The sequence below is a fragment of the Lentzea sp. NPDC004789 genome (genome assembly GCF_053601075.1).
In genome coordinates, this window is record NZ_JBSGBE010000002.1 from 477,661 (window position 1) to 490,118 (window position 12,458).

General features: G+C 70.5%; 12 protein-coding genes. 5 read left to right on the forward strand and 7 right to left on the reverse strand.

Going from position 1 to position 12,458, the window contains the following annotated elements:
• Positions 1-26: 26 nt before the first annotated feature.
• Both ACWEIJ_RS06405 and ACWEIJ_RS06410 read left to right on the forward strand, forming a co-directional pair.
• Positions 27-986, forward strand: coding sequence for a magnesium transporter CorA family protein (locus tag ACWEIJ_RS06405; protein ID WP_449836119.1), 960 nt, complete (start codon positions 27-29; stop codon positions 984-986).
• 3 nt (positions 987-989) lie between these two features.
• Positions 990-1,757, forward strand: a complete 768-nt coding sequence (locus ACWEIJ_RS06410) for an enoyl-CoA hydratase/isomerase family protein (RefSeq protein WP_449836120.1) — start codon at positions 990-992, stop codon at positions 1,755-1,757.
• Here the strand turns inward: ACWEIJ_RS06410 and ACWEIJ_RS06415 are convergent, their stop codons facing one another.
• On the reverse strand, positions 1,758-2,213 hold the full coding sequence (locus tag ACWEIJ_RS06415) for a DUF4231 domain-containing protein (protein ID WP_449836121.1): 456 nt from the start codon (positions 2,211-2,213) through the stop codon (positions 1,758-1,760). It abuts the gene before it with no gap.
• Positions 2,214-2,247: 34 nt separating this feature from the next.
• On the opposite strand from ACWEIJ_RS06415, the gene ACWEIJ_RS06420 reads away from it, so the two are divergent.
• On the forward strand, positions 2,248-2,934 hold the full coding sequence (locus ACWEIJ_RS06420) for a PIG-L deacetylase family protein (RefSeq protein WP_449836122.1): 687 nt from the start codon (positions 2,248-2,250) through the stop codon (positions 2,932-2,934).
• A gap of 288 nt (positions 2,935-3,222) precedes the next feature.
• Here the strand turns inward: ACWEIJ_RS06420 and ACWEIJ_RS06425 are convergent, their stop codons facing one another.
• Complete coding sequence (locus ACWEIJ_RS06425) at positions 3,223-4,518, reverse strand: UDP-glucose dehydrogenase family protein (protein WP_449836123.1); 1,296 nt, start codon at positions 4,516-4,518, stop codon at positions 3,223-3,225.
• Complete coding sequence (locus ACWEIJ_RS06430; protein WP_449836124.1) at positions 4,518-5,846, reverse strand: glycosyltransferase family 4 protein; 1,329 nt, start codon at positions 5,844-5,846, stop codon at positions 4,518-4,520. The genes ACWEIJ_RS06425 and ACWEIJ_RS06430 overlap by 1 nt, the downstream gene beginning before the upstream one ends.
• A 194-nt stretch (positions 5,847-6,040) precedes the next feature.
• On the opposite strand from ACWEIJ_RS06430, the gene ACWEIJ_RS06435 reads away from it, so the two are divergent.
• Together ACWEIJ_RS06435 and ACWEIJ_RS06440 are read left to right on the forward strand one after the other, a co-directional pair.
• Positions 6,041-7,261, forward strand: coding sequence for an MFS transporter (locus ACWEIJ_RS06435; RefSeq protein ID WP_449836125.1), 1,221 nt, complete (start codon positions 6,041-6,043; stop codon positions 7,259-7,261).
• Complete coding sequence (locus ACWEIJ_RS06440; RefSeq protein ID WP_449836126.1) at positions 7,258-8,232, forward strand: hypothetical protein; 975 nt, start codon at positions 7,258-7,260, stop codon at positions 8,230-8,232. Before ACWEIJ_RS06435 ends, ACWEIJ_RS06440 begins: the two co-directional genes overlap by 4 nt.
• Positions 8,233-8,235: 3 nt before the next feature.
• Here the strand turns inward: ACWEIJ_RS06440 and ACWEIJ_RS06445 are convergent, their stop codons facing one another.
• The 4 genes from ACWEIJ_RS06445 to ACWEIJ_RS06460 all read right to left on the reverse strand — a co-directional run bounded on the left by ACWEIJ_RS06445 (position 8,236) and on the right by ACWEIJ_RS06460 (position 12,397).
• Positions 8,236-8,961, reverse strand: coding sequence for a polysaccharide deacetylase family protein (locus tag ACWEIJ_RS06445; RefSeq protein WP_449836127.1), 726 nt, complete (start codon positions 8,959-8,961; stop codon positions 8,236-8,238).
• A gap of 86 nt (positions 8,962-9,047) precedes the next feature.
• Positions 9,048-10,169 (reverse strand): glycosyltransferase family 4 protein, encoded by a 1,122-nt coding sequence (locus tag ACWEIJ_RS06450; protein ID WP_449836128.1) that lies wholly within the window; start codon positions 10,167-10,169, stop codon positions 9,048-9,050.
• Positions 10,166-11,488, reverse strand: coding sequence for an O-antigen ligase family protein (locus ACWEIJ_RS06455; protein WP_449836129.1), 1,323 nt, complete (start codon positions 11,486-11,488; stop codon positions 10,166-10,168). Before ACWEIJ_RS06455 ends, ACWEIJ_RS06450 begins: the two co-directional genes overlap by 4 nt.
• A gap of 3 nt (positions 11,489-11,491) precedes the next feature.
• Entirely contained in the window at positions 11,492-12,397 is a 906-nt protein-coding gene (locus ACWEIJ_RS06460; RefSeq protein WP_449836130.1) for a hypothetical protein, read from the reverse strand.
• Positions 12,398-12,458 lie beyond the last annotated feature (61 nt).

The window sequence follows — 12,458 nt, forward strand, 5'->3', positions numbered from 1 at the left end:
AGTACATCTACGTAGGCTTGTCACCCATGAGCCGGACCCGCTTGTACCGCAACGGCGAACTCGTCGACCACGGCTTTCCCGTCGCCGACGTCGCACGCCACCTGGAAGATCCGGGTTCGGTGGTGTGGTTCGACCTCTGCGCGCCGTCGGAGGAGGAGATAGGTCTGCTGCGCGGCGAGCTGGGCCTGCACGAACTCGCGATCGAGGACGCGTTCGGCGACGAACGCCAGCGCCCCAAGGTCGACCGGTACCCCACCCACCTGTTCCTGAGCGTCTACGCCGTCCGGTACGCCGAGCACGAGATCAGGACCTGCGAGGTCGACGTCTTCGTCACGGCCAACGCGCTGGTGACCGTCCGGGAGAGCGAGGAGTACGACCTCGCGGGCGTGCGGCGCCGGTGGGACGCCGCGCCGACGCTGGCCAAGAGCGGTGTCGGCTTCCTGCTGCACGGGCTGCTCGACGACGTCGTGGACGGGCACTACGCCGCCGCCCAGCAGCTGGACGACGACATCGAGGCCCTGGAGGACCGGATCTACCAGGAGAAGCCGCACGTGGGCCGCAAGGCGCTGCAGCTGCGGCGGGCCCTGGTGCGGCTGCGGCGGGTCGCGTTGCCGATGCGGGAGGTGCTGGGGTCGTTGCTGCACCGCGAGCACGACCTCGTGGACGACGAGATGATGCCGTACTACCTCGACGTCAAGGACCACGCGCTGTTCACCGCCGAGCTGACCGAGTCGATGCGCGAGCTGGTCACGAACCTGCGCGAGGCCGAGGTGGCCGTGCAGGGCAACCGGCTCAACTCGATCATGAAGAAGGTCACCAGCTGGGCCGCGATCATCGCGGTGCCGACCGCGATCTCCGGCTACTACGGCATGAACGTGCCGTACCCCGGTTACGCGCAGCAGTGGGGCTTCTGGACCTCCACGGCGGGCATCGTGCTGCTCTCCTACATCCTGTACCTCATGTTCAAGCGCCGTGATTGGCTGTAACCGATGAAGATCCATCTGACCAGGCGGGACGAGCTCGCGATCATCACGATCGACGCACCGCCGCTCAACCTCTACTCCCTGGACCTCGACTCGGAGTTCCACGACGCGCTCGACGAACTGGGCGACGCGCGGGCGCTGCTCGTGAACGCGACGGGCAAGGTCGTCAGCGGCGGCGTGGACGTGGCGCTGTTCGCGGCACAGGAGTACCGCGAGGACGCGCAGGCGTTGTTCGACCGCATGCTGCTGCTCCCCCAGCGGCTGGCCGCGCTGCCGATCCCGACCGTCTTCGCCGCGCACGCGCTGTGCCTGACCTGGGCGTTCGAACTGGCCGTGGCGTGCGACCTGATCCTCGCGGCGCAGAGCGCCCGCTTCGGGCTCGTGGAGAAGGTCGTGGGCCTCACGCCGACGATGGGCGGAACGCAGCGGCTGGCCGCCCGTGCGGGCGTCGGCCGGGCCAAGGAGTTCGTGATGACCGGCGACCTCTACGACGCCGGCACGCTGGAGCGGTGGAACGTCGTGAACCGCGTGCTGCCGGACGACGGTTTCGCGGCCGCCGCCGAGCGGTTCGCCCTCTCGCTGGCGGTCGGGCCGACACAGGCGCACGCCGCCACGAAGCAGGTGCTGGCGCACTTCGAGCACGGCGGCGTCGCCGAGGCGGACGCGCACGTCACGACGATCGCGTCCGCGTTGTACGAGACGCAGGACCTGCCCAGGGCCGTGCACAGCTTCCTCACCGACGGTCCCGGCCGCGCCACGTTCCTCGGCAGGTGATCAGGCGTTCTCCCGGAACTTCAGCCAGCTCGCGCTCAGCGTGTCCCAGATCTCCTGGTAGCGCTGGAACATCTCCCGCACCCGGTCCGGGTCGATCTCCTCGGCCGGGCGCGAGGCGATGTAGTAGGAGAGGTCGTCCTGCAGCCGGTGGAACCTGTAGCTGGCCTCCTCCATCAGCACCCACAGCGACCGCCACGCGAAGAACGGCTCCAGCGCGCTGACCACGGTCACCACCGCGACGAGCGAGAACGCGGTGCCCGTCCACGGATCGAGGTTCTGCAGGCCGAGGATGATCGTCGAGGTCGCCGACAGGACCAGCGTGGTCAGCCGGACCGTCACGGACTTCCAGCGGAACCGGCGCTTGCGGGAGCGGGCGTAGGTGTGGCCCCGCTCGATCTGGTCGCGGACGTGGTGGGCGAGTTCCAGCGGCTTCAGGCCGGACGGCAAGTCGGTCACGCGCGAGAGATTAGTTACCGGGTACCTTCCGCGCGTGCAGTTCGCCGGACCGAGAACCCTGCTGGCCGTCCACGCCCACCCCGGCGACGAGTCGTGCGCGACCGGAGGGGTGCTGGCGCACTACGCCGCTCAGGGCGTCCGGGTCGTCGTCGTCACCTGCACCAGCGGCGAGCTGGGCAACGCACCGGGCGGGGCGCGGCCGGGCGAGCTGGGACACCACCCCGAACTGGTGGCGGCGCACCGGCGAGCCGAGCTCATCGCCGCGTGCGAGGTGCTCGGGGTCACCGACCTGGAGCTGCTGGGGTATCACGACTCCGGCGTGACCGGCGAGGTGCCGTCCGGCGCCTTCTGCGCGGTGCCGGTGGAGACCGCCGCGGGCCGGGTGGCCGCGCTGATCGAGCACTACCAGCCGCAGGTCGTCGTCACCTACGAGGACCGCCACCGCGACCGCACGCACGTCGGCCGCGTCGCCCGGCTGGCCGTCCGCAGCACCGGCATCCCGGCCAAGCTGTACCTGCGGGGGCACGGCAGGACCGTCGTCGACACGGCCTCGGTGGCCCAGCTGAAGCGCGAAGCCGTGCGGTGCCACGAAAGCCAGTCGTTCGCCGACGACGAACCGGAGTCGTACATCCGCGCGTTCGACCGGAGCGGGTCGCCGTTGCCGGAGGCGGACTTCTTCGCCGGCGTGACCAACTGCGCACCTGACCTGCCGCGGTGGTAGGGCGCCTTCCTCCACCTGAGGTGCGGAAGGCGCCCGTCACCGAGGTCAGGCGCTCAGATGCCGAGCCCGGACAGCAGGCCGCTCGCGAGCTGGCTCACCTGCGCGAGCAGGCCGCTGGCCTGGTGCACGAGCCCGGTGACGACGTCCATGAGTCCAGCCATGGTGGGAACCTCCCCGACAAGACCCGGCGGACTGGTCCCACCGGGTGTTGCCGGGAATCAAAGCGCTAGCACACGAGGACCGCGCGCCCACTCACACCATCGAGCTAATTGGACTGTCTCAAATGGACTAGCGGCGGCCGAGCGACGTGCAGGTGAAGCCGGCCCGGCGGATGACGTCCGGGTCCAGGATGTTCCGCGTGTCGACGACAACCGGCTGCCGCACCGTCTCGGCGAGGCGCGCCCAGTCCAGCGAGCGGAAGTCCGGCCACTCGGTCAGCACGACCAGCGCGTCGACGTCCTTGGCCGCCTGGTACGGATCGTCCACAACGGACACCGGGCCGAGGTCCGTGCCGCCGGCCAGCGCCGGGTCGTAGCCCACGAGGTCGGCACCGGCCTGCTTCAGCAGCGCCGCGACGGCCAGGGCGGGAGAGTCGCGCAGGTCGTCCGTGCCCGCCTTGAACGTGAGACCGAGCAGGCCGAGCCGCACGTGCGACAGCGAGCCGCCGCGCTTGCCGGTGACCGCCAGCCGGACCTTCTCGACCATCCGCTGGCGCTGGCGCTCGTTGGTGTCGATCGTGGCGCGCAGCAGGCGGAACTCGAAGTCGGCGGCGTCCGCGACCTGCAGCATCGCGTGCGTGTCCTTGGGCAGGCACGAGCCGCCCCAGCCGGGACCGGGGTTGAGGAACGCCTGGCCGATGCGCTTGTCGTAGCCCATGCCCTCGGTGACGTCGGTGATGTTCGCGCCGAGCCGCTCGCACAGCTCCGCCACCGCGTTGACGTACGAGAGCTTCATCGCGAGGAAGCAGTTGGCCGCGTACTTGACCATCTCGGCCGAGGCCGCGTCGGTCAGCACCGTGGGCGCGCCGAGGCGGGCGTACAGCGCCGCGACGCGTTCGGCGGCGTCCTGCTGGTCGCAGCCGACGACGATCCGGTCCGGGTTCAGGAAGTCGTGCACGGCCGAACCCTCGCGCAGGAACTCGGGGTTCGACACGACGGCCACGTCGTCGCGGCGCAGCAGCTCGGCGGTGCGGATCGAGGTGCCCACCGGCACGGTCGACTTGTTCACGATCACACAGCCGGACGGCAGCAGGTCGCGCGTCTCGTCCACAACGGACTCGACGGCCTGCAGGTCCGCGATGCCGCCGACCCCCATCGGCGTGGGCACGCAGAGGAAGACGACCTCGGCGTCGGCCACCGCGGCGGACGCGCCGAGCACAAAGGACAACCGGCCGGACGCGAGACCCTCGCTCACCAGGTCCGCGAGCCGCGGTTCGAGGATGTCGACCTCGCCGCGCGACAGCCGCTCCACCTTGCTCTCGTCGACGTCCGCGCACACCACGCGGTGCCCGAGCGACGCGAGGCAGGCGCCGGTGGTCAGGCCGACGTAGCCGGTGCCGACGACCGCGATCCTTCTGACGAACATCATTCTCCCGTTCGGTTGACCGCGAACGCACGAAGCACGGCGTCGTCGCTCACGTCGATCATCTTGTTGCCCCACTGGTCGGTGCCCGCCGTCAGCTCGGGCCTGCCCTCGGGGAACGGGCCCCGCGAGGCGAAGCCGGTGAGCCCGTCGAACACCGCGACGTAGTTCTCGGCCTGCGGGCGCCAGTCGAGCTCGGCCTCGCAGCGGCGCCTGCCCTCGAAGCCGAGGCGGCCACGGCGTTCCGCGTCGTCGAGCAGGTCGAGCAGCGCGGTGGTGAACGCCTCGACGTCACCCGGCTCGACGTAGACGGCGCAGTCGCCGGCGGACACGACGGTCTCCGTCAGCCGGTACGAGACGACCGGCAGAGCGTAGGCCATGTACTCCATGGTCTTGTTCATAGTGGACACGTCGTTCAAAGGCGACAACGGGTCCGGGCCGAGACCGACCGCGGCCGTGGACAGATAACGGGTGATCTGTTCGGGCCCGACCCTTCCGGTGAACTCGACGTACGGGTCGAGTCCCCAGGCTCCTGCCTGCTTCTTCAGGTCTTCCAGGCAGTCGCCGAAGCCCAGCAGCGCGAAGCGGACGTCGGTGCGGCCGCGGTCGAAGACCACTCTCCGTGCGACTTCGAGCACGCCGTCGACGCCGTCCTGCGGGCCCATGATTCCCAGATACGCCACCAGATGTTTGCCGCCGCGTCGCAACTCGTCCACGCCCTCGACAGGCCGCATCACGGTGGTGTCCGGGCCGGAGCGCACGACGGTGGTGTGCTCGGGCGGCACCGAGCCGCGCGTCCACGCGATCTTCTGGTACGAGGTGTTGGTCGACGTCACCCGGTCGGCCGTGCGGAACGTCCTGCGCTCCAGCCACTTCAGGATCCGGTACTGCAGCTTGCCCGCCGCGCCCTTCGGCTCGCCGAACCGCGACAGGAACACCTCGGGGTTGAGGTCGTGGTGGTCGAAGAGGAACTTCACGCCGCCGAGCCGCCACAGCAGCGCGAGCGCCCAGTAGGTGTCCGGCGGGTTGCACGCCTGCATCACGTGGAATCGCCTGCGGGAGCGGACTTTCACGCTGAGCAACGCCGTGCGCACCCAGCAGTACAGGAACTCCCACGCGTACCCGAGCGCGCCATCGGCCTGCGGTGGCGGGGCGTACTTGTACAGGTGCACGCCGTCGAGCAGCTGATAGGCCGGATCTCCCGGACCTTTCGGGCAGATCACCGACACCTCGTACCCCGCGGCGGTCAGCGCCCGGCACTCCAGCCAGACACGCCTGTCCAGGGGCACCGGCAGGTTCTGCACGATGATCAGCACATGCGGAGAGCTCAAGGGTCCCTACTTCCAACGGGGTCCGACGCCTCGTAGGTCGTTGCCGGCGGCCGAAGAGTTACGTGTTCCACTCAAAGGACGGAGCACCGGACGGCCGTGTGCCCCCAGACGGTGTAACACCGTCTCGTATCGGCCGATGTAGCAAGCGGAGAATTCAGGCGTCCAGGCACTTCCTGGAAGAAGGCGGTGTCGGCGTGTACGTGGCGGGCGCACGGGCGGAGCACGGCACCACACTGGCCGGCGTACCCCGCGCGGTGGTCGCCGTCGGCATGGTCTCGCTGCTCACCGACGTCTCCGCCGAGATGGTCACCGCGTTCCTGCCGGTCTACCTGCTGTTCACCCTGCACGTCGGTTACGTGCAGTTCGGGTTGCTGGACGGGCTGTACACCGGCGCCACAGCGGTGCTGCGCCTCGTGGGCGGGCACGCCGCCGACCGGTTGCGCCGCCCCAAGGCCGTCGCGGGTGTGGGCTACGCCATGTCCGCGCTCACCAAGCTGGCGTTCCCGCTGGCAGGCGCGTCGGCGTTCGGCATCGGCGGACTGCTCGCCGCCGACCGGGCGGGCAAGGGTCTGCGCACCGCGCCGCGTGACGCCCTGATCTCACTGAGTGTTCCGTCACACCAGCTCGGCACCGCGTTCGGCGTGCACCGCACGATGGACACCGTCGGCGCGCTGCTGGGTCCGCTGGTGACGTTCCTGTTGCTGGCGAACCTGGGCACGGCACCGGACCCGATCTTCGTCACCAGCTTCGGGTTCGCGCTGATCGGCGTCATCACGCTGGTGTTCTTCGTGCGGGAACGCCCGGCCGCGCCCGCGTCGGCGAAGAAGGCGCCGTCGATCAAGGCCGGGCTGGCCCTGCTGAAGGACAAGCCGTTCGCCCGCGTGACGGTCGTGGCCGCGGTCCTCGGCCTCGCCACGATGTCCGACGCGTTCGTGTTCGTGCTGGTGCAGAAGACCACCGACATCCCGTTGAGCGCCCTGCCGCTGCTGCCGCTGGGCACCGCGCTGACGTTCCTGCTCCTCGCGACGCCGCTGGGCCGGCTCGCCGACCGCGCCGGGCGCTGGCGCATCTTCTTCGCCGGCCACGTGCTGCTGCTCGCCGTGTACCTGCTGTTGCTGGCCCCCAGCGGTGGTTATCCGGTCGCGATCGCTGCTCTGCTGCTGCACGGCGCCTTCTACGCCGCCACCGACGGCGTGCTGTCGGCGTGGGCGGGGTCGATGATCCCCGAGGACCTGCGCGGGTCGGGCCTCGCGGTCGTGCAGACCGGTCAGGCGCTCGCGAAGCTGGTCTCCTCCATCGCTTTCGGTTTCCTGCTGCAGTACGCGTCCGTGCTCGCCGCGGTCGCCGTCGCGTGCGGCGGGCTCGCCGTCTCGTTGCTCGTCGTGTTGCTCGTCAGAAGGAGAGCTGCCGCGTGAAGTCCTGGTTCGCCAGGTACCGCGTCGTGATCGGAGTGGCCCTGGTGACGCTGGTCGTGCTCGCGACCGGCGGTTACGTCTGGCACACCGCCGCCCGGCCGGTCGAGCAGGTGCAGGCCCGCTCCGAACGCCTGCTGACGCTGATCGACCAGCGGAACGGCAACGACGCGGTGTCGACCGCCGAGTTGTCCACATCGGACGGTGCACGCACCCCGACGGGCCTGCGCTGCCAACGGGTCTACACCGCGGGCGGCACCACCGTGTGCCTGCGCCTCGCGGGCGTCGGCCCGACGTTCGAGGCGGCGGTGCTGGACTCGTCCGGCCGTGTGCTCAAGACGATCCCGCTGCCCGGTGTGCCGTCGCGGGCCCGCGTCTCGGCTTCCGGCAAGGTCGTGTCGTGGACGGTGTTCGTGTCCGGTGACTCCTACGTCTCGGCCGGCGGTTTCTCCACCCGCACCGGCTTCTACGACCTGCGCACGGACACCGTGGTCGAGTCGCTGGAGACCTTCGGCGCCACGGTGGAGGGCAAGCCGTACGCCGCGGCCGACGCCAACTACTGGGGCCTGACGGTGGGCTCCGACGACCGCACGTTCTACGCGACGTTCCTCGGCGCGGGCCGCCGTTGGCTGGTCAAGGGCGACCTGACCGCGCGGACGCTGGAGACCGTCCGAATCGGACCCGAGTGCCCGTCGCTCTCCCCGGACGGCAAGCGGCTCGCGTACAAGAAGACCACCAGGTGGGTGGGCCGGTGGGAGCTCGCCGTGCTCGACCTCGCCTCCGGGCAGGAACGCGTGCTGCCGGACACGGCGGGGATCGACGACCAGGCGGCGTGGCTGGACGCGGAAACGTTGGCGTACGGCGCGATTTCCGGCTCCACGGGCAAGAGCTCGGTGTACCAGGTGCCGGCGGACGGCTCCGGCAAGCCTTCGCTGGTGGCGACGGAGGCGTCGTCACCGGTGCCGATGCCCTAGTCGCTAGTCCCTGAACCAGGCCGAGCGCCACGGTTTCGCGTGCGTCATCAGGTGGCTCACCGACACGGGCCGGTAGTCGCGCGCCCGCAGCTCCGCCACCAGCTCCCGCGTCACGTCGCCGCGGTCGAACGTCGGTTCCGGCGTGGTGTCGCCCGGCGGCACCTCGAACCCGTCGTGCATCAGCATGATCGACCCGGGGTGCAGTCCCTCCAGGCCGCGCGCGGCGACGTCCGCGGCGGCACCGTCCACCCAGTCCCGCACGCTCGGCCCCCACACGACGGGCATGAGGCCCGCGCGCCGGGTGGCGGCGTAGGTGGCGGGTGACTGGGAACCGTAGGGCGGGCGGAACATCCGCACGTCCCGACCGGCCACCCGGGACAGCCGGATGCGGCCGTCCTCCAGCAGGGACCGCACTTCGCCGCGAGGGACGGTCGTGAGCCGGGTGTGGTCGACGCCGTGCAGGGCGATCTCGTGACCCTCGTCGAGGACCGCGCGGACGAGCTCGGGGTGGCGTTCGGCGCGATAGGCGAGCTGGAAGAAGGTGGCCTTCAGTCCCAGTGACGCCAAGGCCTCCAGCACGGCCGGGGTGCCGACCGGGTCGGGACCGTCGTCGTAGGTCAGGGCCACGAGACGGTCCTGCGTGCGGCCGCCGCGCAGCGAACCCACGGGGAACAGCACGCGGTCGGCGGACCTGCGCAGAAAACGCCGGGTCGCGACGGAGAGCGCCACAGATCATCCTTTCCTGGCGACGGGTCGGAGTTCGCGGCTTCGGCGGGGCGGGACGCGAGGCCCGCCCGCAGTTCTCGGCGCCACGGTCACGCCTGGTCCGCGCTCGCGATGCGCACGACGTCCGCCGCCGCGCGCTCCCACGAGTAGTGCCGGGCCGCGTCCTCCCGGGACTCCCACGTGGTCCGGTAGATCGAGTCGTCCCGCAGCACCGACGCGACCACCTTCGCCAGCTCCTCGGGATCCTCCGACCGCACGAGGTCACCCGTCCGCCCCACCGAGATGATCTCGGGCATGGCGAACGCGTCCCGGCCCACGCACGGCAGCCCGCGCGACAACGCCTCGGCGAACGCGATGCCGAAGCCCTCGAACCGCGACGGCAGCACGAACAGGTCGTGCGCGTCGTACAGGGCGGCGAGCTCGGACACCGGCAGCCGCCCGAGGAACGTGACGCCGTCCGGCACCGGACCGGGCAGCGGCCACTGCGCCGGGCCCACGACCGTCAGGGTGATCTCGGGGTCGACCTCGCGCCGCAGCACCGCCAGCGCGCGCACCACCTGGTCGCCGCCCTTGGTGTGGAAGTCCTTGCCCACCATCAGCAGCCTGCGCCGCGACTCCAGCCGCCGCGCGAACACCTCGTCGGCCACCACGGACGAGACCGCGGAGATGCCGGGGTTCACCACGTGCACGCGATCACGGGGCAGTCCGGTCACCGACACCAGGTGGTCGGCGAACCAGCGCGACATCGCGAACACCCCGGCCGCCGACGCGTACACGCGCCGCTGCCGTTCGGCCGACCACCGCACGGAGGACTCGGTCAGCGACGGGAAGTGCGTCAGGGAACCCTCGCGCGCCAGCAGTTCCAGCAGCACGTCGTAGCTCAGGTCCTGCAGCAGGTAGTACGGCCGGTCGAGCACCGCGAGGTCCTGGATCTGCAGCACGGCGTCCGGCGCCAGCGACCGGCACGCCCTGCGCAGCGCCGTTTCCTCGTACCAGCGCGCCTGGCGCGAGTGCCGCCACATCGACACCCAGTGACCGTCGACCCGGCGGGCGTGCGCGGCCTTCAAGCCCAGCCGCACCAACGACGGATGCGAGACGCCGAGGTCCACGACGTCCACAACGGACCGGAGGGCCGCACGGAGGTTCCACGGCGTGTAGGACCACGTCGGTTCCGGCACGGGGTCCCAGCTGCAGGCGAATCCGAGCTTCACAGCGCCACCTTCTGCCGTTCCGGCCGGACCGCGGGCGGGTCGTCGAGCGCGCGCCGCGACAGCCGCCACAGCGCGCCGATGATGCCCAGCAGCAAGAACACCAGGCCGCTGATCATGGGGAAGCCGAGGCCGTCGAACGTCGCGAACGACAGGCCCGCCACCGCGATCGACGCGCACAGCACCTGGCCGAGGTGCCGCATCTCGTCGTCCATCGCGCGCGCCCGCACGCCGCGGGCCGAGAAGATGCCGACGACGAACAACGTGATCAGCGCGGTCAGGCCGATGAACCCGGTCTCCACGATCTGGCCCAGGTACTGGTTGTCCAAAGTGATGAACGTCTTGGGCAGGAACGTCCCGAACCCGCGGCCGAGGAACGGCGACTTGTCGATGAAGTCGCCGACCACCGCGTAGTCGTCGGTGCGGCCCTGGATGCTCGGGTCGTCCTGCCAGCCGGTGAACAGACCGGTGATCGTGCCGACGAGACCGGGGATCAGCACGCGCAGCACGACGACCGCGACCGGCGCGACGAGCAGCGCGACCGCGCGGCGGATGCCGGACCAGCCGGCGAACAGCACGATGAACGCGACGAACAGGCCCAGCGTCGCCGACCGCGACACCGACATGGGGCTGGCCAGGCCGATGAGCGCCACGAGGCTCAGCCACAGCCAGCGGTGGGTCTTGACGTAGAACGCCTGGTGCAGCGCGATCGGGAACATCATCGCGAGCACCACGCCGAACTCGATGGCGTGCGAGGCGGTGGCGGAGACGCGGCGGAAGTTCGACCGGTCCGTCACCGACCCGATCACGTAGTTGATCTTGAGTCCGGGGATGTGGTAGAGCTCGGCGATGTTGAAGCCGGTCGCGAACTGCAGCAACCCCATCACGGCGATGATGCCCGTGAGGATCACGAGCGTGCGCAGCAGCAGTTCGACGCTCTTGCGCGTGCGCAACAGATCGGTGGCCACGAACGCAATGCCGCACCACGACAGCAGCGTCAGGATCGCCCGGTCGGCGCCGGAGACCTGGTCGGGCGGCAACGGGTGCAGCACGCCCCAGGCGTAGGACAGCAGGATCGACCCGGCGAACGCGAGCACCACCAGCCTGATCGGCTGCAGGCCCGTCTTCACGCCGTTGCCGGGCAGCATCCGGACCATCAGCCAGAACAGCAGCATGCCCATCCCGACGACACCCGCGGGGGTGCCGCTGGCGCCGAGCGGCCCGATGATCATCTGCGCGGGCAGGCAGAACAGCAGCACCGCGTAGACGGTCAGCAGGCCTCTCGCGTCACCGGGCTCGGGTCGGCGGAGGAAGTCGAGCATCGCTCACTCGCGCCGCGACTGCGGGGCGGGCTTCGGGCCCTCCTCGCTGGGCCACTGGACCTCGCCGTTCTGCCCGGACTGTCCATTCTGGCCGGACTGGCCGTTCTTCACGCTCGGCACCTGCACCGGCCGGAACCGGTGCGTCTCCTCGGACCCCGTCTTGTGCACCACGGGCGGAGGTCCCGCGGCCGGCGGGCGCGCGGGCGTGGCTGGCCGTGCGACCGGCGGCTTCGGCGGCGCGTTGTCCACGACCGGCGGCAGGTCGGGACTGTCCACGAGGGACTCCTCGATCACGGCCCGCTGCCGGCGGCGCGTCTTCACGCTCTCCACCACGAACGCCGCGAGCACGGTCGCCGCGAGGCCGACCACGAGCATGCCGGCGAGCGCGCGCAACTGGCTGCCGCGCTGGATCTCCGCGTGGCTGGGCAGCGTGATCGGGTTGGTCGTGATGAGGAACTGCGGCGGCGCCTTCAGGTCGACCTGGCTCTGCCGCAGGTTGTCCGTCATGGCCTTCTCGACGACCTGCGCGGTGCGCAGCGCCTCCGCCTCGTTCTTCGACGTGGCGGTCACCTGCAGCATCGGCGCCTCACCGGGCACGATGTCGACGAGGTACTCCCCCGTCGCGCCGGAGGTCTTCATCAGCTCGACGGTGGTGAAGTCGTTCATCTTGCGCGCGGTGATCTGCGCGACGATGCCGAGCGAGCCGCCGAACCCGAGGTACGGGTTGGCCTGACCGGCCTGCGACGACCCGACCTGGGCCGGCACCAGCAGCACGTCGGAGGCCTTGACCTGGTAGGTCGGCGGCACGGCGATCAGGATGCCGATCCCCGCGGCGGTCATGATCGCGACTCCGACCAGTACGGTCACCCAGCGCCTGCGCAACACCTTCAGCGCGCTAACGAAATCCACGTCCGCCCCAGGTTTTTCCCGTGCCCCAGTCAGCACGAGCCTACGCGAACGCTTCGTCGCC